Origin of the sequence: Chryseobacterium sp. WX (genome assembly GCF_029542485.1) — a bacterium.
GTDB classification, from domain to species: Bacteria; Bacteroidota; Bacteroidia; order Flavobacteriales; family Weeksellaceae; genus Chryseobacterium; species Chryseobacterium cucumeris.
In genome coordinates, this window is record NZ_CP120710.1 from 2,475,283 (window position 1) to 2,497,307 (window position 22,025).

Sequence of the window (22,025 nt, forward strand, 5' to 3'; positions counted from 1 at the left end):
AATTTCTAGAATTCTCTTTATATAATAATTCTTTCATTAAAAGTGGAGATTGCATTTTTGCAGTTTCCACTTTTGAAATTTTAAACAAAAACAAAACAATAGATATGGATAAGATTAAAGACACAAGAAGCTTCATGAGAATTTCACACCGTTATCTGGGATATTTCCTTGCCGGAATTATGGCGGTATATTCGTTAAGTGGAATTCTTCTGGTGTACAGAGACACTGATTTTCTGAAAAGCGAAAAAAAATATGAAAAAAACATTGCTGCCAATCTTTCAGAGAAAGAACTGAAAAAAGAACTGAAGATGAAAGGCCTGGAAGTGGAAAAAACAGAAGGAAGCGTTCTTTATTTTAAACAGGGAACTTATGACAGTGCCACCGGAAAAGCCAAATACACTAAGAAGGAACTTCCTTTTGTATTGGATAAAATGGTTTCTCTTCACAAATCACAATCTAAAGATGCTATATCTCCTCTAAGTGTATTCTTCGGAGTTTCCCTTTTCTTTTTTGTCATCTCAAGTTTCTGGATGTTTAATCCTAAGACAAAAGCATTCAAACGTGGAATCAAGTTTACGATTGCCGGCTTGATCATTTCCATCATTCTTTTGTTTATTTAATATAATAGGAAGGCAGATCAAAAGAAAAAACAGCAATTTGGAACATTAACAAAATAACATCTGTTTTTATCATTTTCATTCCAAAAGGCCTGTTTTATTTTCTTTATCATTATGATATCCTCAGTTAATCTGTTAAAAAAGTAAATTATATCTCACTGGTAATCTTAACGTTTATTTAGAAAAATTACGTAAAATTAAGAGTCTGGCACATTTATTGTTTTTTCTATAATTCGTGAATAATAAACATTTAATTATTAAAATAATAAATTATGAAAAAACTTATTTTAACAGGAATATTAGCCGTAGCAGGCTTAACAGCAACTGCCAACGCTCAAATTCAGAAAGGTAATTGGATGGTAGGGGGTAACCTTGTAGGGGCAAATTTTGGTTTAAATGAAGGAGCAGGATACAACTTTGCAATTCAGCCTAAAGGAGCCTATTTCATTGAAGATAATATCGCAGTTGGGGGATATGTAGATTTAGGTTTCAAAGGAGCTAAAGATGCACCCACTACTTTCACTTATAACGTAGGAGCATTAGGACGTTATTATCTTAATCCGGGAGAGCAAGGAGTAAACAACTTACTACACCACGGAAGATGGTTCTTCGAAGGTAACGTAGGTGTTGGAGGGATGTCAATCTCTAAAGGAGGTTCTTCTTCTAACGGTCTTAATTTTGGATTCGGACCTGGATATTCTTACTTCATCACTCCAAACATCGGATTGGAAGGTTTAGTGAAATATGATGCAAACGCTGGATTCGGAAGCGGTGGATACACTAACAAAATTACTTTTGGTTTAGGTTTCCAGATTTATCTTCCAACGTCTAAAGCAAAACAAATCATCAACGACGTTAAGTAATCACTGAAATACTTATAAAAAAAATGAAAGCGCCCCGGAAATAAATTTCCGGGGCGCTTTTCGTACAAATTAAAACTAAACTATAAAAAATCAAATAAATCATGTATTAGGTTGTGGAGTGTATCTCAAATACGGTTTTATTTCCGTTACACCTTTTGGGAATATTTTTCGTGCGTCTTCTGTAGAAATGGTTGGAGGTATAATAACATCTTCTCCGGTTTTCCAATTTACAGGAGTGGCTACACGATAATTATCTACTAACTGTAAAGAATCCAGCACTCTAAGGATCTCGTTAAAATTCCTTCCTGTAGAGGCCGGATAGGTAATAATCAGTCTTACTTTTTTGGAAGGATCAATAATCAGAAGAGAACGTACTGTAGCGGTAGCCGAAGCATTAGGATGAATAAAATCATACAGTTCTGAAACCTTTCTGTCTTTATCGGCAATAATAGGAAACTGAACTTGGGTGTTCTGAGTTTCATTAATATCTTTAACCCAATTTTGATGATCTTCTACCCCATCTACACTCAGGGCAATTACTTTCGTACCTCTGGCATCAAACTCAGACTGAAGTTTTGCAGTATATCCCAACTCTGTTGTGCATACCGGTGTGTAGTCTGCAGGATGCGAAAACAGAATTCCCCAGGAATCTCCCAGATAATTATAAAAATTGATATCGCCTACTGATGATTCTGCCTGAAAGTTGGGCGCTGTATCTCCTAGTTTGATTGACATAATGTTCTTTCTTTATAGTCTACAAATTTAGTAGACTTTTTGGAACTGGCAAATTTTTTGATGAAAATTTATATCTTTAATTAAAATTTTATTCATGGAGAAAACCGGACTGAGGTATGTAGATCTTGTTTACAAGGTATTGGAAAATTGGTATATCACCTTCGCTGAACTTACACCCAAGCTGATTGTTGGAATTTTAGTATTTACCTTTTTCCTGGTTACCAGCAAATATTTAAGCCAGGCAGCGGTAAAATTATTCCATAAATTTTTTCCTAAAAGTCGCAAAGAGAGTTCATTAGTCACCTTAATCAGTGTATTCAGATTTTTGATCATGCTGATGGGAACCTTTATTGCTCTTGAAATAATGGGTTTCAGTGGCTTTCTTTGGAAGTTTATCGGAAGCTTAGGAGTTGCGGGGGTTATTGCCGGGGTTGCTCTGAAAGACCTGGTATCCAGTATTTTCTCAGGAATGCTTATTGGAATTGACAAAGCTTACAAGGTAGGAGATTATATTACGATCGGAACCCATTCAGGAACAGTACAGGAAATCGGGTTTCTCACTACAAAAATTCTTACTGATGACGGAAAGAAAGCCTATATCCCTAATCAGGTTGTTTTCAATGCTCCGTTTTATAATATTACGGCCTCTCCACAGCGAAGGATAATTTTAAACTTTGAAATTCCGGCTGATGAAGATATCACTAAAGCTCAGAAAGGAATTCTTGATGTGGTTAAAAACCTTGATAATGTGGATAAGCTTGACACTGTAGAAGTGATTTTTACAGATTTGAAGCAAGGTGCATTTAACCTCCAGGTAAAATTCTGGATAAAAGTAGGGGCTAATCTTGCGCAGGTAAGAAGCCAGGCTTATTTAGGGATTAAAGAACGCTTTGATACGGATAAAATTCAGCTGGTAACGCCAACGAGTATCAGTATTACCAATGGCGAGACTAACTTGCCGGAAAATCTCGACAAATAAAAGGTCGGAAGAATTTTTCCTCCGACCATGACACTTCCAGAAAGAAGTTTTCATTTTATTTATTGATAATAAGTTTCTCTGTATATTTCTTACCGTTTGTTGTATTGACAGTTACAAAATAAGTTCCTGCAGCAAAATCATGAACCAGAATTTTTGCGTAACCTTTCAGATTTCCTTTTTTCACAATCCTTCCTGAACTATCCATCAGGCTGTACAGAGCTTCACTATTTTCATCATCTAGTCTGATATTCACTTCATCATGAGAAGGATTAGGATAAACAGCAAAACGATTTGTCTTTATTTCTTTTTTAACCTGCGAAGCTGTTTTCGCTATGGAAAAATTAGTTGTATTCACAGCAAAATAAATATTTCCCACGGCTTTCACCATAATTCTTGCTGTTCCAATATTTTCATTAGGAAAATTAACTACAGCAGAGCCATTGTTAGGAACATTGGCTGCAAGAACAGTATCAAAATGATAGCCTCCATCTTTGGAAAGAAGAATGGTAACATACTTTGTGTTTACAGCTCCTGTATCCGTTCCTGCCACATTCCACTTTATGGTATGGGTACCCGGACTATATGAGTTTCCTGTATGCGAGGTTACTTTAAATGGTCCGGCATTCGTTACGGTTACTACCATAGCATCATGAGCCGTTTGATTTCCCGTTGCTCTATTATCATTAACAAGCAATGAAAAATTCAAAGTTCTTGCAACGTTAGGAGTAACTTCCCACATAGGAGTTAAGTTATTAGATAAAACAGCTGACAAATGCGGGAAATATCTCATATTCTCAGTTTTTGGTAATCTCGATCGGTATACGGGGCCTTGGACATTAGAAGGAAGTGGCGGCTGTATGTTATTCTTGTTGTCATATTGTTCCCATAAATAGGTAAGCGGATCATTATCCGGATCTGTTCCCTGACCTGTCAGTACAAATGCAGTTCCTTTAGGAATAGAATAATCCAGGCCTGCGTTAGCAGTAGGAACCCTGTTAACCATTCGTCTTTTAGCAGAGCAATCGATATCCCTTGATATAGTATAATACATTTCTTTTACGCTGGCAGCATGGAAATAAGCATCACTATGCGGCTGAATACTATTCCCTCCGCATATTCCTGCATATCCCATAATAGTACTGGCACTTCCCGGCTCATACGCTGTTCTGTTATTTACATTTCCTTTACAAGCTACGGTATTAGCCCTGAAGGTATGATTGGCTCCAAACTGATGTCCCATTTCATGGGCAACATAATCTATATCAAAAGGATCATTAATGGGAGTACCGGAACCTGTAACCCCCTGTGCTTTCAATTTAGAACATATAACCCTCAACCCTGCAACTCCGCCACTGTTGACTCCAAAAACATGACCTATATTGTAATGTGCAAATCCTATCACATTATTGATGTTTTTTACATTCTCATTAAGCATCTTATCCTCATCCCCATTGGTATAGGGGTCAGTTGCCGGATTTCTGTAAATAAGAAGATGGTTATTAGCCACCATCACCATGGTAACGGCTATCGTTTTTTCATATACTCCGTTTACTCTTGTCATTGTGGTAGCCATTGCGGCCATTGCACCATGAATTGTTCCGCCGTGATATTTGGTATACTCTCCCGTAGCTGCCAATGCCAGCTTATACGTTCTGAATACCCCGTCCGAAACCATAGGCCTGCCGGAAACAAAATTATCTGACAGCTGATCATTACCCAATAGCTGATCGGCATCTTCCTGTATGCTGCATCTGAAAGGCGTAGGATTTTCCGGTAAATCTTCTCTTTTATAATAGATAAAAGAAGTATTATCCTTGGTATAGGCATCCAGATAGCTGATGTTCCATCCATTGAAATACATTATACTGATTCCTGTTTCCGGACTGGTACTGAAACGTATTGTATTTTCCGGATGATTTTCTTCCCACCCGGTGTAAGAACGGATATCGGAGAATCTTTCCTGAAGCTCAGGTTCCATTATTGAAGCTTCCTGTACAATATAATCATGAAACTCTCCATCAGCATCCGGAAATTTCAGAACAAGGCTATGGTCATCAGAAAAGCGTTCGGGAGCTTTTTTCAGTTCTTCCTTAATCTTATCAAGGTCAAGATTATACAGGGAAAATGTTTTCGGCATTACATTTCTGGGAGCAAGCTCTTTTTCTTTCTCCCCATCCGTCTTTTTCCAATAGTTTTGTTGTCCAAAAGTTAATACTGCACCCAATAAACCGAAAAAAATAAATGTTTTGTTTTTCATAGATTTTCATTATTTGTGTTAAACATTGATATGCTCCGCAATAGAATTCAATACAAAATGAACCTCCTTTTTGCGTATCATAACTTCCCATAAATACAACATTTATTAAAAATAAAAGCAATTAAGAATAAAAAACTTTTTTTTCAAAAAATTGATTTAATTACACAATACATTTTTCTTTTTCTATTTTTATTTTTACAATAACATTTAATTATGATAAATTTAAAAATAGCTTAAAAACTACCCAATTTCCAGTTTTTATCCCCAAAAACAGTTATCAGCTCCTCATTTTTACATTGATTGCTGGAATTATAATAGATAAACACAAAAAAACCGCTCCAAAAAATGGAACGGTTTTCTTATTTTATTTAAAATTTTAGGTTACGCTAAAACTTCTTTTACTTTGTTTGCCGCTTCTTCTAAAGTAATTGCAGAGTGTACCGGAAGACCAGACTCGTCAATTAATTTTTTAGCTTCTACAGCGTTAGTTCCCTGTAATCTTACGATCAATGGAACAGGAAGGCTACCCATAGCTTTGTAAGCATCTACAACCCCCTGAGCAACTCTGTCACATCTTACAATACCTCCGAAGATGTTAATCAAAATAGCTTTTACGTTTGGATCTCTTAAGATGATTCCGAAAGCTGTCTGTACTCTCTGAGCATCTGCAGTACCACCTACGTCAAGGAAGTTTGCAGGGTTACCACCAGATAATTTGATGATATCCATAGTCGCCATTGCAAGACCAGCTCCGTTTACCATACAAGCAACGTTACCATCAAGTTTTACGAAGTTAAGACCTGCTTCACCAGCTTCTACATCCATTGGATCTTCTTCTCTTGTATCTCTCAATTCTGCTAAGTCTTTGTGACGGAACAATGAGTTGTCATCTAAAGTTACTTTAGCATCTACAGCGATAATTTTGTTATCGGAAGTTTTTAATACAGGGTTGATTTCGAAAAGAGATGCATCAATACCTGTGTAAGCATTATAAAGAGAACCGATGAATTTTACAAATTCTTTGAAAGCATTTCCTTCAAGGCCTAGGTTGAAAGCAATTTTTCTAGCCTGGAATCCCTGAAGACCTAAAGCAGGATCAATGATTTCTTTGTGGATCAAATGAGGAGTTACTTCAGCAACGTGCTCAATATCCATACCACCTTCAGTAGAATATACGATTGTATTTTTACCTTCAGCTCTGTCTAATAGAATAGAAACATAAAATTCTTTAGTTTCTGACTCACCTGGATAATATACATCCTCTGCAACCAAAACAGAATTTACTTTTTTACCTTCAGCAGAAGTTTGTGGAGTAATCAACTGCATTCCGATGATGTTCTGAGCGTTTTCTTTAAGCTTATCCATGTTTGGAGAGAACTTTACACCACCACCTTTACCACGACCACCTGCGTGGATCTGAGCTTTTACTACCCACCCTTGAGCGCCAGTTTCAGCAGTTAGTTTTTCAGCAGCAGCTACAGCTTCATCTACGTTGTTTGCAACGAAACCACGTTGGATAGCTACTCCATACTTTGATAAAATCTCTTTTGATTGATACTCGTGAAGATTCATATTATTTTTATTATTTTATTTTAATATTTAAAGGTTGACAAATTTACTAAAAATGAATAAGGTTAAAAAGAAAATTATAGAACTTTTAACGCATTCTGTAAGTTTATATGCGATCTTATCAGATTCAAAGCGGTGAATCTATGAATAATATGATAATGATCATAAAAAAACTAAATCTCACGATCATATTCTAATGACATTTTAATGTCATTCTAATGTAGATAAGAATATTAACAAATCCCATCTATTATCTTTGAAGCCCGGAAATAAAACATACCTATTTCATGAATTTTCAGATGAAATTCAATTCAGGTAAAAGTCCTTATTTCAGAAAAAGTGATCACCAAATCCTATCAATTTCCTGGAAAACAAAAGCTGTTTCCAGTGACAACAGATGATATTCAAAGGAAAATTCACAACTTAAAAAAACAGTTAATCTTTTACTAAAGAAGAAAAATGGAAATACCAGCTAATGAACAGGGAAAAAGGCTCATCCGCTACATTACAAAAGAAAAAAAAGATGTTACCAATATTTATTTCTATGCTATTCTGAATGGTTTAGTCTTGCTGAGCGTACCTTTAGGAATACAGTCTATTGTAAGCTTTGTGATGGGAGCTACAATGACAACTTCCATTTATATCCTCATATTTTTTGTCGTAATCGGAACCTGGCTTGCCGGATATTTCAGATTAAAAGTGATCCAGATAATTGAAAAGATACAGCAGAAAATATTTGTAGAATTTTCCATCGCCATAGCAGACAAAATCCCCAAAGCAGATCTTTCCTACACCAGAAAATACTACCTTCCGGAACTTGTCAACCGATTCTTTGATATTCAGAATCTTCAGAAAGGAATTTCAAAAATATTACTGGAAATTCCTACTGCTTTAATACAGATTGTTTTTGGGATTCTCTTGCTCTCTTTTTATCATCCTTGGTTTTTAGCATTCGGAGGTCTGGTTATTCTCTCTGTTGTAATTATTTTCAGATATACAATGGAAAGCGGAATCAAATCCAGCATTGAAGAGAGCAACAAAAAATACGATACAGCAGCATGGATAGAGGATATCGCCGGTTCTGTAAAAACATTTAAAATGCATTCTGAAGATGATTCTCATTTAAAAGGAACCGATGAAAGAGTGATAGAATATCTTAAGCACAGAACAGCTCATTTTAAAGTACTCGTTTTTCAGTATAAAACAATTATTGCTTTTAAAGTCATCATTACTTTAGCAATGCTGGCCATTGGAACCTATCTTCTGATTAATCAAAAGCTGAATATCGGAGCATTCATTGCCACAGAAATTGTTGTTCTAAGCATCATGTCTGCTGTAGAAAAGCTTATTGTAAGCCTTGAAAGTTATTATGATCTGATTGCGTCTTTTGCCAAACTCTCTAAAATCACTGAACTTAAAGAGGAACCCAACGGAGAAATCACATTATCTCAGAAAGAAAAAGGGACAGAAATTGAATTTAAAAATGTAAGCTTTTCATTTAATGATAATACTCCCATCCTTTCGGACCTTAATTTCAAAATCAAAGAAAACAGTCTGAACATTCTAACAGGAAAACTGGGAGCGGGAAAAACCCTTCTGCTTAATATGATCACAGGATTCTTCGAGCCCAGCTCAGGAGCAATTCTGATTGATAAAATTCCATTAAAAAATATAGAGAAAAAACACTGGAGAAATAATGTTGGACTTTATCTGGAAAATATGAAGATCATTCAGGGAACCGTTAAAGAAAACATCCTATTAGGAAGCAGCCAGAGCCACACAGAAGATATTCTTGAGCTTTCTGAAAATATGGGTATAGAAAATATTTCAAGTATGTTCAGTAGCGGATTCTTTACAGAAGTAAGTGAAACTGATCCTGAAATCACATTCAGTTCAAAGAAAAAAATACTGCTGCTTCGTGCTCTCCTCGGTAACAAAAAACTTATCATTCTGGAAAATCCTTTTGCAGGAATCCGTGAAGAATATCAGGACAAAATGATAAAATATCTCCAGAAAATCAAGGAAAACACAACTATTATTATTGTTTCTCAGGATACAGAACTGCTACAATATGCCGATCAGCATTTTCATCTGGAAGGAGGAACATTAAAAACACTTCAAAACAATTAGTAAAATGAAACTACAGTCGTTTGACAATATCTATCATATTCATAAAAAGTCACGGGTAAAAAGATGGTTTCTGTTTATCTTCATAGGCGGTATAATTACCTTATTTCTCCCTTGGACACAGAATATTAAAGTGAAAGGAAATGTAACCTCTCTTTATCAGGAACAGCGTCCACAGCAACTTCACTCTCCTATCCCGGGAAAAATCATCAAATGGTATGTTAAAAACGGAGATTATGTAAAAAAAGGAGATACTTTACTGCAGCTTTCCGAAATAAAAGATGATTATTTAGATCCGCTTTTGGTACAGAGAACACAGGAACAGGTAAATGCTAAAAAGGGAGTAAGAAATTTCTATGAAGCAAAAGCAGGAACAGTGAAAACCCAGCTTGAAGCCTTACATTCAGCCAGAAACTTAAAACTGAATCAGCTCAAAATAAAAATAAGCCAGCTTAATAATAAACTTACCGGTGAAGAAGCAGAACTCACCGCAGCCACTAATGAACTTAAGCTTTCAGAAGACCAGTTTGCGCGGCAGAAAAAAATGTATGAGGAAGGTTTGGTTTCTCTTACCCAGTTTCAACAGAGAAGTATTTCTTATCAAAATGCTGTTGCCAAAAAAACAACATCAGAAAATAAAGTGGCTCAAACCCGTCAGGAAATTATCAATATAGGAATTGAACAGAATTCTGTGATTCAGGATTACACAGAGAAACTCAGTAAAATAGAAGGAGACCGTTTTCAAAACATGGGGCAGATTGAGGGCAGTGAAGGTGAAATTGCCAAGCTCGAAAATCAAGTGGCCAATTACAAAGCAAGACAGGGCTTATATTTCATTATTGCCTCACAGGACGGTCAGATTGTACAGCTTAATAAAACAGGAATTGGTGAAGTTTTAAAAGATGGTGAAAATATTGGGACAATTGTTCCCACAGCAGTAGATTATGCAGTTGAGATTTATATAAAACCTGTGGATCTCCCGCTTGTGAAAGAAGGTCAGCGTGTGATGTGCATTTTTGATGGATTTCCTGCCATTGTATTCTCGGGATGGCCCAATTCCAGCTACGGAACATTTGCAGGCAAGGTGGTTGCCGTGGAAAGCAATATCAGTGCAAACGGACTTTTTAAAGCATTGATTATTGAAGATAAAAAGGAAAAAAGATGGCCTCCAAAAATTAAAATGGGAGGAGGTGTACAGGGAATTGCCATTCTTAATGATGTTCCTATCTGGTATGAACTATGGAGAAATATCAACGGTTTTCCACCAGATTATTATGAAGTAAAAAATGATCAAACTGCTAAGTATGAGAAAACAAAGTAAACTTCTTTTTATATTGATCTTTCTTTTTTTCCAGTATCATAAAGCACAGGATTCTCTCATGATTTCAGCAAATGAATTTCTAGCGGTGGTAAAAAATTATCATCCAATGGCATTGAAATATCAACTGCAAAACAAAATTGCGCAATCTGAGATTACTAAAGCAAGAGGAAATTTTGATCCTATTTTAGGAGGAAAACTGGGCGAAAAGAACATTGACGGTGTACAATATTACAGACAAAAAAATATTGAACTGGGTATTCCTACCTGGTACGGAATTGATCTTACGGCAGGATATCAATATCTGGATGGTGAAAAACTCAACTCCAGTGAAACCAAAGGTGGCATTTACAGCATGGGAATTACTGTTCCTTTAGCTAAAAATCTTTTGTATGATAAACGAAGAGCAGCATTGGATCAGGCGAAATTTGCTTCGAAAATGACGGAAGCTGAACAGACTGTACTTACCAATGAACTTCTTCTTGAAGCAGAAAACACCTATTGGGAATGGGTACAAAGTTTCGAAATTTACAAGCTGCAAAACAAAGCGGTTGAGGTCAGCAAAAAACGTCTGCAGCTCACCCGGAAAACTTTTGAATATGGAGAAAGAGCAGCTATCGATACTGTTGAAGCAGCTTCTCAGCTACAGAGCTTTGAACTTCAGCAGAAAGAAGCTTATTTAAATTTTGTTAAAAACACCCAGCAGCTGCAGTTATTTTTATGGAAAGAGAATCGTGAAATTTATGAAATCTCACAACTTATTTATCCTGCAGATCATCTTTCAGATCATACCGCCTACTCAGATTTTGAATTTCTTCTGCAGGAAATTAAAACAAAAGAAACCACCAACCATTGGTCTGTACAGTATTATACTCAGAAACATCATATTTTAGAAAGTGAACGGAAGCTGAAATGGCAGAGCTTTCTTCCCAAGTTTGATTTTACTTATAATTTCTTCAACAAAGAGAATTATCAGTCAGATTACCTTCCTCTTTTTGACAATAATTTTCAATATGGATTAAAACTTGAAATACCGGTATTTCAAAGGGAAGCCAAAGCCAGTTATCAAATGGCCAAAATTAAAATAGAACAAAATAAACTTGATACTGAATTCAAGAAAAGAGAGCTTACCACGAAAATTGAAACCTATAAAAACGAACTTTTAAATTACCATACCCAGATAGCCCTTTCACAAAATAATCTTGTGAATTACCAGCAACTTCTTACTGCAGAAGAAATAAAGTATGCGAACGGTGAGAGTTCTCTTTTCCTGATCAATTCAAGGGAAAATAAAATGATTGAAGCACAGGAAAAATTCATTTCCATCAAAGCGAAATTTCTTAAAAGCTTTAATAAACTTAAATGGATGAATGAAAATTTCTCTTTATAAAACCAAAAAAGTTCAGGAAACTCCCTGAACTTTTTTATTGATATTCTGGTCTAAAAATACACCAGAAATTGTTTTATAAGTCAATATTACTATTACCGCCCACCAGACCAGTCACAGCCCACATAAAAAAGTGCGGCTGAATACAAACGGATTGAATCTGATAGGTTGATCTCAGAGATTGAATGTTCGTATTAACCGTCTTCTTCTGTTAATCTTCATTCTTATATTCTGTTTTTAACAAAATATAAGATCAGCATTCCCCAGCTTAAGATCATCATCAGACCTCCAAGCGGAGTGATGGGGCCTAAGAATTTAAGATTCATTCCCAGATAATCCTGCATGCTCAGGAAGTAAATGCTTACTGAGAATAAAAGAGTACCTGCAATCATTAAAATGGAAGTCCATTTTTCAGCTGAGGTTTCAAATTTTAAGATATACCCGATGATCAGCAGGAAAAAAGCTGCATACATCTGGTATCTTACGCCTGTTTCAAAACTTTCCAGTCTTTCCACAGCTAATATTTTCTTTAAAGCGTGCGCTCCGAATGCACCCAGGATTACAGAAACCATTCCGTAAACTGCTCCAAAAACTAAAGTAATTGTTTTCATTTTATAACTCTTCTAATTCTAGGGTTAAATATTTTTTTGTTTTCTCATCCTGCCAGGTTCCTATAATTTTTCTGCCTTGCAGATCTGCTTCCACCAAGGCTTTGAAAATCCATTGGTTGGTTTCTTCACTATAATAATCGTTTTCTATGATGGAGATATGATTACCTTTTATCTTTCCGTTCCACTCAATCAGTTTTTTATTTTTATCATACCAGTATTTTGCAGAAAATGAACCATCATCATATACCTCATTGATCAAAACAGTAATAGAATACTTTCCATCGATCTTTCCCTTATACAATTTATTAGTAAGACTGGTCATCTCTGTTTTTTCAGAATCGGAAATTAAATTTCTCGCATAAGGACTCCAGTATTTTTCCAGCTCTTTGTAGGAAAATTCTATTTCATGACTGCCCAGGTCGTCCAAAGCTCTCATGGCATGGTTGGAACATCTTCCGGCAACAAAAGTCAGCTTGTCTTTCCCAAAGAAATATCGGATACCGTCCAAAGTATGTTCCGTAAAACAGTCTTCATACATAGCGATCTGATCTTGAGTTTCCTCTGCCGGGTTTTTCTCAGCTTTCAGTGTAACAAGAAAATCAGAAATTCTTTTCTTTACTCTTTTCTGAATAATTCCCTCAACAGTTTTCACTGAACCCGGTTGAAATAAATCTTTGGCATTGATAAAGTTTCCTGTTCTCAGATCAAAATTCTTCCAGATCAGAAAACCCTCCGGATAAGCGCCCGAAGCTTCACCATCTATGGCAATACTCAGAATATTCTTAGGCGTTTCAATCTTATCCCAACTATAAAAATAAAGATAGTTTGAATAGGAATTGGTGGCTGTAGAAGCCAGTTTAAAAGGATTTCCGCCAGATCCGGGAACATATTCCAGCTGATCTACCTGAAGAAACGTATTGATTTTATTTTCTACCCGAGGATTTTCAGAATAAGAAACAACCGGAAAAACGGTATCTTCAGTTTTAGGCTGCAGATTACTTATTTTCACTTTTTGCTGTTGTGAAAAACTTAACCCCGAAATCAATAAAAAAAATACAATATTCCTTTTCACCATTTTGATTTTAAGTACATTAAAATGAACTTGGCCACCAATGTAGAAATCCCCAGTATGATAAACATATTGGCAAATCTCTTGGAACTTCTGAAACCTTCATGGTTTGTTTTCTTTAGAAAAAATCCAAAAAGAAGAAATACTATGGGCAAAATGATCTGTAACATTAGTTTCCTCTCATTCTGTTAAACTCGTTGATCACCTCATGGTGGCTCACCGTTTTATCTTTAAAATATGTGACAAAATGCTGTTTTTCTTCTTCAGTGGCTCCCAATTGATTCAGAATGTTCAATAAGTGCATTTTCATATGTCCTTTCTGAATTCCAGTGGTTACCAGAGAACGTAAAGCTCCAAAGTTTTGTGCAAGACCGGAAACAGCAAGAATACTCATCAGCTCCTGTGCAGAAGGTTTTCCAAGAAGAGCCAGAGAGAATTTTACCAAAGGGTGAAGATTGGTAAGCCCTCCTACTACTCCTACAGAAATAGGAAGATCAATCCAGAATCTGAAAATACCGTTATCTGTTGTACAGTGTGTTAAAGATCTGTATTGTCCGTCTCTTGCAGCATACGCATGTGCACAGGCTTCTGTAGCTCGGAAATCATTTCCGGTAGCGATTACAACAGCATCTACTCCGTTCATTACTCCTTTATTATGAGTTGTCGCACGGTAAGGTTCTATTTCTGCAATGGTAACGGCCTGTTTGAATTTAGAAGCAAATTCTTCAGGAGAAATTCCACTGTCATCTTTTAAATCTTCCATTTTACACGAAACCTCAGCTCTTACGATACAGTCAGGCGTAAAGTTGGAAAGAATATTCATTACAATCTGTAGTGAATTCTTTTCTTCCTGAGTAAAATCTTCACTGGTAGCAACTTCCTGTCTCAAAGTCTTTCCGAACTGCTCAAGACATGAATTGATAAAGTTCGCTCCCATTGAATCTACGGTATCGAAGCTTGCTTTCAGCTGGTAATAATTCGGCATTTCTGCTGTTTTATCCACTAGGCTGATATTTAAAATACCTCCACCACGTTTTCTCATATTCGCCGTGATATCTTCTGTAGCTTCAAATAGTTTTTTCTTTAAACTGAAATTAAAGAAATGCAATAATTTGTGCGGTTCTACATTAAAAATAAAGTGGGTATGTCCCAGCTTTTCTGTATTGATAATGGTTGTTTTAAAACCTCCTTTGTCGATCCAGAATTTTGCGGCTTTAGAAGCTGCAGCAACTACAGAACTTTCTTCAACTGCCATTGGAAGCGCCAACAGTTTTCCATCGATTAAAAAGTTTGGAGCAATTCCGTACGGCATATAAAAATTGGAGATGGTATTTTCAGAAAATTCTTCGTGAAGCTTCTGAAGATCTGCATCATCATTCCAGTATTGTTTTAATATATTTTGATATTCCTGGTTTCCTTCAAGATATTCGTTTACGAGCCATTCGATTTTCCCCTGCTTTGGAAGCTTGGAAAAACCTTCGATTGGTTTATGATTCATGATATAAACTTTAATGAGCCGTAAATATAATGATTTTGAGACTCTTTTTTGTTGATAACTTATATGAAAAAAGATTGACTTTTATCAATTTTGGAACTAAATTTGAACAAAATTAAATTACATTTTTGATACAAAACAGATCAAATCTATTAAAATATGAATTTTGACCGTCTTAAAGAAAAGCTGGAAATCCTTGCTGATGCAGCGAAATATGATGTTTCCTGTTCATCAAGCGGAGGTACAAGAAAAAATAAAAAAGGAGCATTAGGAGATAGTTCTGCAAGCGGGATCTGTCATACCTATACAGAAGACGGCAGATGTGTTTCTTTGCTTAAAATCTTAGTGACCAATCACTGTATTTATGATTGTGCTTACTGTGTTTCCAGAAGTTCCAATGATATCAAAAGAGCTGCTTTTACGGTAGAAGAAGTGGTAGATCTTACCATCAATTTTTACCGTCGAAATTATATTGAAGGGTTATTTCTAAGCTCAGGAATTTTCAAAAATGCAGACACAACCATGGAAAGGCTTGTAAGAGTTGCCAAAAAGCTACGTTTGGAAGAGAACTTTAACGGGTATATTCATTTGAAATCTATTCCCGGGGCAAGTGATGATCTGATGCAGGAAGCCGCGTTGTATGCAGATCGGTTATCCGTAAATATTGAAATTCCTACAGAAAGTGGATTAAAATTGCTGGCCCCTGAAAAAAACAGACAGGATATGATCAGCCCGATGCGATATATCCAAAAAGGAATTATTCAGTATAAGGATGAAAAGAAAATTCTGAAAAAAGTTCCCAAGTTTGCTCCTGCCGGACAATCTACACAGATGATTGTAGGGGCAACTAATGAAAACGACCTTCAGATCATTAAAGTTGCTGATCATTTTTATAAAAATTTTAATCTGAAAAGGGTGTATTATTCCGGATATGTTCCGGTGTTGGAAGATCAGAGACTGCCTTCTTTAACGACGGAAGTTCCAATGCTTCGGGAAAACCGACTGTATCAGTCGGACTGGCTGATGAGATTTTATGGCTTTAAAGCGGAAGAAATTTTAGATCCGAATGTTCCTTTTCTTGATCTGGAAATGGATCCTAAATTAAGCTGGGCATTGCGGAATCTGGATCAGTTCCCGGTGAATCTCCAGACTGCCGAATACCGGATGATTTTAAGAATTCCCGGAATCGGAGTGAAAACAGCTCAGAAAATTGTGAGTGCAAGACGTTTTCAGATTTTGACCATGGATCATTTGAAAAAACTCGGAGCAGCTGTGAACCGGGCAAAATATTTTATTGATTTTACTGCGGGAAATGCCTACCTGAAATATTTGACGGATAAAAATTTCAGAAAGCTGCTCATAGGCGGAAGCTCATCCAAATTTCATAACCAGTTTTCGCAACAGCTGACTTTGTTTTGATTTTAAACACAAATGACACCAATATTTTCACAAATGGACACTAATTTATAATACAGCACGACTGTCATTCTGACGAAGGAAGAATCTCTAGATTCTTCACTTCATTTTATTTCGTTCAGAATGACAAGCACATGCAAATTTTAATTCAACACATGACAACCCTACTCTACGATGGAAGTTTCGATGGTCTTTTCACTGCAATATTTGAAGTTTTCGAATACCGTTATAAAGATGTGGAGATTGCAAGCAGTGAAAGATTTCATCAGGAAAACATTTTTGCAGAAATTCACGAAGTAATTACTCAACCAGACAAGTCTGAAAGGGTTTTGAATAAACTGGAGCAGAATATTGGTAAACAGGGCGTTTACAAACTTTTAAAAGTTTTTTTATCTGAAGATCCGGATCTGGAAAACCTCATCTTATCCGCAGTAAGGCAGTCGGTGAAAAAACCTGAAATTAATATTCTTGAAAACTTTGCCGATTCTGATGTTTTAAAAATTTCAAAAATCTGCAAATCGGTAGACAGGGAAAGGCATAGGATGACTGCATTTGTCCGCTTTGAAAAAATGCAGGATGGTGTTTTTTTCTCCAAAATAGATCCCGATTTCAATGTTCTTCCTTTAATCAGAAAACATTTTAAAGACCGATATCAGGATCAGAAATGGATGATCTACGATCTTCGAAGAAACTATGGCCTTTTATATAATCTGAACGATTGTGAATTTTTCTACCCTGATGAAAAACTTGATCTTAACCATTATCAACAGAAGTTCCATGATGAGGAAAAGAGCTATCAGCTACTTTGGCAGCGTTATTTCACGAAAACCAATATTGTGGAAAGAAAAAATATGAAACTGCATATTCAGCATGTTCCGAAAAGGTACTGGAAATATCTGACTGAAAAATGGTAAGTAAAATCCCACATTGTGGATAACTTTTTTTTCAGCGAAGAAAAGACTGTAATTCCAGCTTCTATTTTTTAATTTTTATGTAAATCATTATTTTACTGCAAGATAGAATCCACATTAATTGAAAACTCATATTGTGGATAACTTTTTCCAGTTAACATATAGTTAACATTGAAAATATATCAGTGTTCTTTTTCATACAGAAATTAAGCAAATAAAGACACTTCCCGGGAAAAAAGGAATATATAAATATGACATAAAGCCATGTAAATCTGTGACCTATATAATCAAAAACTAAATCAACATTTTTATTTTGTGGATAACTCTTACTTTTTAAGGGTTCGCAGAGCTTTCTTTACGATATACTGTGTTTCTTTTGTCGGACTTTCCCGAAGCCATTCATCGCAGATTTCCACTACAAATTCGGGTTGAGATTTGCTGGCATCATTCAGCCAGTTGCCAACACTATCCTGTACATATCTGGAGGAATCAGATCGTAAAGATTCCAGTATTCCCAGTCCAAGCCCTGGATTCTGTTTTAAAGCATCAATATGTTCACACCACACACCTCTTGGCCTTGTGGATTCGCTGGCAAAACGTCTTACATTCTCATTATCATGCGCGGTCCACTTTGTTAATATAGATAAACTTTCGTCCAGGTTTTTGGAAATATCCGGACGCACCGTCATCCAGCAGATTTCCCTCACTCCAAAATGAGAGTCAGAAGCAAATGGCTGAATTTTGTTTAATTTTTCCTTAAGTTGTAAATCGTTATTTCTTCCAATCGTATAAGCTGCCCAGCAACGTACCAGATCTGCGGGATGAACTGACAATTTCAAAAGAAATTCGTTATCCTTATTTTTCACAGCCAGATTAAGTAAGCCAATTCCTATTGTTTCATTAATGGTATTGACAGTTTGCTTTTTCAGCTGGTTTACATTTTCTAAAACGGGTGTCATATATTCCGTACGATCATTCTGTAAAAGCAGATTTTCCAACAGCAGCCTTTGATCTACTGCCAACCATTCCGTAAGATTGGCGGTTTCAATTTCTCCTCTGTTCAGCTGTTCCAAAATATCCGTTGGAATATCTTTGATGGAGCGGGCTCCTTTTCGTTTTTCTGTCATACTATTTAATGATTACCTTTACAAAAGTCTGAAAGTGGGCGGAGAAAAACAATACCGCACATTTTTCCCCCATTGGGATAAAAAAGTCAATTTTATGGAAACAAAGGAAAGAGCTGAAGAAAATAAAATATGTCCGTTGGAAGTTGCTGTCAATACCATCAGTGGAAAATGGAAAATTCCCATTGTCTGGCAGATCAATGAAGGGAAAAAACGTCCCAGTGAATTTTTGAGAGGTATTGCTAAAGTGGACCGCAGGGTTCTCAATCAGCAGCTGAGTGAAATGGTGGAAGGTGGTATTTTAACGAAACAGTCTTTCAATGAACTTCCTCCAAGAGTAGAATATACTTTGACAGAACTTGGGGAAAAACTGGTGAAAATCCTCTGGCAGCTGAATGATTGGGGGAAATTGTTGATTCCTGGAAAAGAGGAGTCGTTGAACCGATAAATTTTCAAATAAGATATTGGCGGATAGGTGAAAAAAAATGATATTTGTGCTCACTAAAACGCATGAAAAAAGTTATCACAGGAATCATTGTTATTCTCATTTACATAGGCTGTACAAAAGAAAAAGTATCAGACCGTTTATTACCTGAACCAGATAAAAATGAGCATTTAATTGCTGAAAATGCTTTAAAAATCAATAAAGGTAAAAATACCATCAGGGAAAGATTTTCACCTCCGGAAGGTTATGAGTGGATGGAAGAAAAACCTGGCTCTTTCGGGCATTTCATTGAGAATTTCAAACTCAAACCTTACGGCAGCCAGATTGTAAAATATGACGGAACACCTATTTCTACCCAACATCTTCATGAAGCAGTTTTTGATATTGATACCGGAAATAAAGATTTGCAGCAATGTGCTGATGCCGCCATCCGAATGAGAGCTGAATATCTTTATAAGGCAAAAAAATTTAACGAAATTAAATTTCATTTTACAAGCGGTGATCTTTTCAGCTGGAATGATTATAAAAACGGAACGAGAGCTTTTGTAAGCGGAAATTCAGTCAGCTTTAGAAAAACCATGCCTTTTGATGATTCTTACCAAAGTTTCAGAAATTATCTGGACCTGATTTTCAATTATGCAGGAACAATTTCATTAAATAAGGAAACCAAACCGGTCACAAAAAATTCAGATCTGAAAACAGGAGATATTTTAATCACACCGGGAAGTCCCGGACACATTGTTTTTATTTCCGGTGTCTGCCGGAATAAGGAAGGAAAAAGATTATTCTTATTAAGTGAAGGATTCACCCCGGCGCAATCGGTTCATGTACTTTCAAATCCGTTTAATCCCTATTTTACACCCTGGTACGACCTTGATATCCATGCTGAGGAGACGAAAACTGCACGATATTTTTTTAAACCCACAAACTTCAGAAGCTTTTAATAATTTATATTCAAAACTATTGGAAACTTACTACGATAATCTGAACTTGTTTTTGTAAATTTGTGTTCGAAATTTTTTACTTGATGAAAGAGAGTGCTGTAAAAAAAATTGCAGTTCTTACTTCAGGAGGTGACTCTCCGGGTATGAATGCGGCATTAAGAGCGGTAGTAAGAACCGCCAATTATTATAATATCGAATGCTACGGAGTAAGAGAAGGCTACAATGGTCTTATCAACAATGATTTCCTGAAAATGGGAGCTCGTTCCGTAAAAAATATAATCAACCAGGGTGGAACCATTCTAAAGTCTGCCAGATCTGCTGAGTTCAGAACTAAAGAAGGCCGTCAGAAAGCTTACGACAACTGTATAAAGCTGGGAATTGACGGATTGGTATGTATCGGAGGTGACGGAACATTTACTGGTGCCAAAATCTTTAATGAAGAGTTCGGAATCAGAGTAATCGGTATCCCGGGAACTATTGATAACGATATTTTCGGTACAGACAATACCATAGGTTACGACACTGCTTTGAATACTGCAATGGATGCCATTGACAAAATCCGTGACACAGCAACTTCCCACAACAGGGTTTTCTTTGTGGAAGTAATGGGTCGTGATGCTGGTTTTATTGCTTTAAACAGCGGATTGGCAACAGGAGCTCTGGATATCTTAATTCCTGAGAAAAAAGACAGTATTGATGAGCTTTTCACAAAATTCAGGGATGCTGAAAAAACCGGAAAGGCATCAAGTATTGTGGTGGTTGCAGAAGGTGAAAAACTAGCCAACGTTTATGAGCTTGCAGAAAAAACCAAACAAACCTTCCCTGATTATGACATTCGTGTAGCGATTTTGGGACATATGCAGAGAGGAGGTTCTCCAAGCTGTGCAGACAGAGTTTTGGCCAGCAGACTAGGTTATGGTGCTGTAACCGGATTAATGGAAGGACAAACCAATGTAATGGCAGGAATGCGTTCCAACGATCTGACGTATACGCCAATTGAAGAAGCCATAAAAAAACATAACGAAATCAATAAAGATCTTTTACTGATTTCAGAAATTTTAGCAATCTAATTATTTTTATAATCTAATAAAAACAAACTATTATGTCAACAATTAAAGTAGGTATCAACGGTTTTGGTAGAATTGGACGTCTTGTTTTCAGAGCAATGACTGAAAGAGACAACATTGAAGTTGTAGGAATCAATGACCTAATCAATGCAGAATACATGGCTTACATGTTAAAATATGACTCTGTACACGGTATTTTCCCAGGTGAAGTTTCTGTAGAAGGAAATGATCTTGTAGTAAACGGAAAAAAAATCAGAGTAACTGCTGAAAAAGATCCAAGCAACCTAAAGTGGAATGAAATCGGTGCAGATTACGTAGTAGAATCTACTGGTTTATTCTTAGATAAAGAAAGCGCTGCAAAACACATTACTGCAGGTGCTAAGAAAGTAATCCTTTCTGCTCCGTCTAAAGATGATACTCCAATGTTCGTAATGGGTGTAAACCACAAGGAACTTACTGATGATATCAAAATCTTATCAAATGCTTCTTGTACTACAAACTGTTTAGCTCCTTTAGCTAAAGTAATCCACGATAACTTCGGAATCGTAGAAGGTCTAATGACCACTGTACACGCTACAACAGCTACTCAGAAAACTGTTGACGGTCCTTCAATGAAAGACTGGAGAGGTGGTAGAGCTGCTCTGAATAACATCATCCCTTCTTCTACAGGTGCTGCTAAAGCAGTAGGAAAAGTAATTCCTTCATTAAACGGAAAATTAACCGGTATGTCTTTCAGAGTACCAACTGTTGACGTTTCTGTAGTAGATTTAACAGTGAGAATTGAAAAGGCTGCTTCTTATGAAGAAATCTGTTCAGTAATCAAAGCTGCTTCTGAAGGTGAATTGAAAGGTATCCTAGGATATACTGAAGAGGCAGTAGTATCTCAGGACTTTGTAGGAGATAAGAGAACTTCTATCTTCGACAAAGATGCAGGTATCATGCTTTCTCCTAACTTCGTAAAACTTGTTTCATGGTATGATAACGAAATGGGTTACTCTAACAAGTTAGTTGATATGCTTGTACACGCGGCTTCTTTATAATAAGTAATAAGCGATAAATAATATAAAACCTTCCCGATGGGAAGGTTTTTT

19 protein-coding genes are annotated in these 22,025 nt (G+C 36.3%); 12 read left to right on the forward strand and 7 right to left on the reverse strand.

All coding sequences use genetic code 11. The features are described from left to right. The first annotated feature begins 104 nt into the window (after positions 1–104). Both PZ898_RS11140 and PZ898_RS11145 read left to right on the forward strand, forming a co-directional pair. On the forward strand, positions 105–620 hold the full coding sequence (locus tag PZ898_RS11140) for a hypothetical protein (RefSeq protein WP_277695514.1): 516 nt from the start codon (positions 105–107) through the stop codon (positions 618–620). A gap of 269 nt (positions 621–889) precedes the next feature. After that, positions 890–1,480, forward strand: coding sequence for an outer membrane beta-barrel protein (locus PZ898_RS11145; protein WP_047435061.1), 591 nt, complete (start codon positions 890–892; stop codon positions 1,478–1,480). A 99-nt stretch (positions 1,481–1,579) separates the two neighbouring features. Here the strand turns inward: PZ898_RS11145 and PZ898_RS11150 are convergent, their stop codons facing one another. Continuing rightward, positions 1,580–2,215 carry a peroxiredoxin gene (locus tag PZ898_RS11150; protein ID WP_277695515.1) on the reverse strand — a complete coding sequence of 212 codons (636 nt, stop codon included), beginning with the start codon at positions 2,213–2,215 and terminating at the stop codon, positions 1,580–1,582. 94 nt (positions 2,216–2,309) lie between these two features. On the opposite strand from PZ898_RS11150, the gene PZ898_RS11155 reads away from it, so the two are divergent. After that, a complete protein-coding gene (locus PZ898_RS11155) occupies positions 2,310–3,194 on the forward strand; it encodes a mechanosensitive ion channel family protein (RefSeq protein ID WP_062676268.1) in 885 nt (294 codons plus the stop codon). Between the two features lie 55 nt (positions 3,195–3,249). Here the strand turns inward: PZ898_RS11155 and PZ898_RS11160 are convergent, their stop codons facing one another. Together PZ898_RS11160 and sucC are read right to left on the reverse strand one after the other, a co-directional pair. Beyond that, positions 3,250–5,451, reverse strand: a complete 2,202-nt coding sequence (locus PZ898_RS11160) for a reprolysin-like metallopeptidase (protein WP_277695516.1) — start codon at positions 5,449–5,451, stop codon at positions 3,250–3,252. A gap of 381 nt (positions 5,452–5,832) precedes the next feature. Continuing rightward, the gene (gene sucC, locus PZ898_RS11165) at positions 5,833–7,023 is read right to left on the reverse strand and encodes an ADP-forming succinate--CoA ligase subunit beta (protein WP_062676270.1); all 1,191 of its coding nucleotides are present in this window, start codon (positions 7,021–7,023) and stop codon (positions 5,833–5,835) included. A 456-nt stretch (positions 7,024–7,479) separates the two neighbouring features. On the opposite strand from sucC, the gene PZ898_RS11170 reads away from it, so the two are divergent. From PZ898_RS11170 to PZ898_RS11180, 3 genes are read left to right on the forward strand one after another with little or no spacing between them, the layout of a single operon-like run. After that, positions 7,480–9,150, forward strand: a complete 1,671-nt coding sequence (locus PZ898_RS11170; RefSeq protein ID WP_277695517.1) for an ABC transporter ATP-binding protein — start codon at positions 7,480–7,482, stop codon at positions 9,148–9,150. 4 nt (positions 9,151–9,154) lie between these two features. After that, positions 9,155–10,468: an HlyD family efflux transporter periplasmic adaptor subunit gene (locus PZ898_RS11175; RefSeq protein WP_277695518.1), complete on the forward strand. Its 1,314-nt coding sequence runs from the start codon at positions 9,155–9,157 to the stop codon at positions 10,466–10,468. Beyond that, positions 10,452–11,855, forward strand: a complete 1,404-nt coding sequence (locus PZ898_RS11180; protein WP_277695519.1) for a TolC family protein — start codon at positions 10,452–10,454, stop codon at positions 11,853–11,855. Before PZ898_RS11175 ends, PZ898_RS11180 begins: the two co-directional genes overlap by 17 nt. A 221-nt stretch (positions 11,856–12,076) precedes the next feature. Here PZ898_RS11180 and PZ898_RS11185 read toward each other — a convergent pair whose 3' ends face one another. From PZ898_RS11185 to PZ898_RS11195, 3 genes are all read right to left on the reverse strand, one after another. Then, entirely contained in the window at positions 12,077–12,463 is a 387-nt protein-coding gene (locus PZ898_RS11185) for a DUF423 domain-containing protein (RefSeq protein ID WP_277695520.1), read from the reverse strand. Position 12,464: 1 nt separating this feature from the next. After that, on the reverse strand, positions 12,465–13,472 hold the full coding sequence (locus PZ898_RS11190) for a hypothetical protein (RefSeq protein WP_277695521.1): 1,008 nt from the start codon (positions 13,470–13,472) through the stop codon (positions 12,465–12,467). 229 nt (positions 13,473–13,701) lie between these two features. Further along, on the reverse strand, positions 13,702–15,030 hold the full coding sequence (locus tag PZ898_RS11195; protein WP_062676276.1) for a hydroxymethylglutaryl-CoA reductase, degradative: 1,329 nt from the start codon (positions 15,028–15,030) through the stop codon (positions 13,702–13,704). A gap of 156 nt (positions 15,031–15,186) precedes the next feature. Here PZ898_RS11195 and PZ898_RS11200 point away from each other — a divergent pair, with 156 nt between their 5' ends. Both PZ898_RS11200 and PZ898_RS11205 read left to right on the forward strand, forming a co-directional pair. Continuing rightward, a complete protein-coding gene (locus PZ898_RS11200) occupies positions 15,187–16,446 on the forward strand; it encodes a putative DNA modification/repair radical SAM protein (RefSeq protein ID WP_277695522.1) in 1,260 nt (419 codons plus the stop codon). A gap of 152 nt (positions 16,447–16,598) precedes the next feature. Continuing rightward, complete coding sequence (locus tag PZ898_RS11205) at positions 16,599–17,357, forward strand: TIGR03915 family putative DNA repair protein (RefSeq protein ID WP_120232870.1); 759 nt, start codon at positions 16,599–16,601, stop codon at positions 17,355–17,357. Positions 17,358–17,680: 323 nt separating this feature from the next. Here PZ898_RS11205 and PZ898_RS11210 read toward each other — a convergent pair whose 3' ends face one another. Then, complete coding sequence (locus PZ898_RS11210; protein WP_277695523.1) at positions 17,681–18,481, reverse strand: DNA alkylation repair protein; 801 nt, start codon at positions 18,479–18,481, stop codon at positions 17,681–17,683. Between the two features lie 94 nt (positions 18,482–18,575). Between PZ898_RS11210 and PZ898_RS11215 the strand changes: the two genes are divergently transcribed. The 4 genes from PZ898_RS11215 (at position 18,576) to gap (ending at position 21,974) form a co-directional block, all read left to right on the forward strand. Further along, positions 18,576–18,926, forward strand: coding sequence for a helix-turn-helix domain-containing protein (locus PZ898_RS11215; RefSeq protein ID WP_277695524.1), 351 nt, complete (start codon positions 18,576–18,578; stop codon positions 18,924–18,926). A gap of 62 nt (positions 18,927–18,988) precedes the next feature. Beyond that, the gene (locus tag PZ898_RS11220) at positions 18,989–19,867 is read left to right on the forward strand and encodes a DUF4846 domain-containing protein (protein ID WP_277695525.1); all 879 of its coding nucleotides are present in this window, start codon (positions 18,989–18,991) and stop codon (positions 19,865–19,867) included. Between the two features lie 83 nt (positions 19,868–19,950). Then, positions 19,951–20,937 carry a 6-phosphofructokinase gene (pfkA, locus tag PZ898_RS11225; RefSeq protein WP_120232866.1) on the forward strand — a complete coding sequence of 329 codons (987 nt, stop codon included), beginning with the start codon at positions 19,951–19,953 and terminating at the stop codon, positions 20,935–20,937. 32 nt (positions 20,938–20,969) lie between these two features. Then, positions 20,970–21,974 carry a type I glyceraldehyde-3-phosphate dehydrogenase gene (gene gap / locus PZ898_RS11230; RefSeq protein WP_047096698.1) on the forward strand — a complete coding sequence of 335 codons (1,005 nt, stop codon included), beginning with the start codon at positions 20,970–20,972 and terminating at the stop codon, positions 21,972–21,974. The last annotated feature ends 51 nt before the right edge of the window (positions 21,975–22,025 follow it).

Bases quoted from the DNA above. Each gene is read 5' to 3' on its own strand.
- PZ898_RS11210 (WP_277695523.1), bottom strand. From the start codon at position 18,481: ATGACAGAAAAACGAAAAGGAGCCCGCTCCATCAAAGATATTCCAACG.
- PZ898_RS11140 (WP_277695514.1), top strand. From the start codon at position 105: ATGGATAAGATTAAAGACACAAGAAGCTTCATGAGAATTTCACACCGT.
- gap (WP_047096698.1), top strand. From the start codon at position 20,970: ATGTCAACAATTAAAGTAGGTATCAACGGTTTTGGTAGAATTGGACGT.
- PZ898_RS11195 (WP_062676276.1), bottom strand. From the start codon at position 15,030: ATGAATCATAAACCAATCGAAGGTTTTTCCAAGCTTCCAAAGCAGGGG.
- PZ898_RS11200 (WP_277695522.1), top strand. From the start codon at position 15,187: ATGAATTTTGACCGTCTTAAAGAAAAGCTGGAAATCCTTGCTGATGCA.
- PZ898_RS11180 (WP_277695519.1), top strand. From the start codon at position 10,452: ATGAGAAAACAAAGTAAACTTCTTTTTATATTGATCTTTCTTTTTTTC.
- PZ898_RS11215 (WP_277695524.1), top strand. From the start codon at position 18,576: ATGGAAACAAAGGAAAGAGCTGAAGAAAATAAAATATGTCCGTTGGAA.
- PZ898_RS11160 (WP_277695516.1), bottom strand. From the start codon at position 5,451: ATGAAAAACAAAACATTTATTTTTTTCGGTTTATTGGGTGCAGTATTA.
- PZ898_RS11145 (WP_047435061.1), top strand. From the start codon at position 890: ATGAAAAAACTTATTTTAACAGGAATATTAGCCGTAGCAGGCTTAACA.
- PZ898_RS11155 (WP_062676268.1), top strand. From the start codon at position 2,310: ATGGAGAAAACCGGACTGAGGTATGTAGATCTTGTTTACAAGGTATTG.
- sucC (WP_062676270.1), bottom strand. From the start codon at position 7,023: ATGAATCTTCACGAGTATCAATCAAAAGAGATTTTATCAAAGTATGGA.
- PZ898_RS11220 (WP_277695525.1), top strand. From the start codon at position 18,989: ATGAAAAAAGTTATCACAGGAATCATTGTTATTCTCATTTACATAGGC.
- PZ898_RS11185 (WP_277695520.1), bottom strand. From the start codon at position 12,463: ATGAAAACAATTACTTTAGTTTTTGGAGCAGTTTACGGAATGGTTTCT.
- PZ898_RS11205 (WP_120232870.1), top strand. From the start codon at position 16,599: ATGACAACCCTACTCTACGATGGAAGTTTCGATGGTCTTTTCACTGCA.
- PZ898_RS11170 (WP_277695517.1), top strand. From the start codon at position 7,480: ATGGAAATACCAGCTAATGAACAGGGAAAAAGGCTCATCCGCTACATT.
- PZ898_RS11175 (WP_277695518.1), top strand. From the start codon at position 9,155: ATGAAACTACAGTCGTTTGACAATATCTATCATATTCATAAAAAGTCA.
- PZ898_RS11150 (WP_277695515.1), bottom strand. From the start codon at position 2,215: ATGTCAATCAAACTAGGAGATACAGCGCCCAACTTTCAGGCAGAATCA.
- pfkA (WP_120232866.1), top strand. From the start codon at position 19,951: ATGAAAGAGAGTGCTGTAAAAAAAATTGCAGTTCTTACTTCAGGAGGT.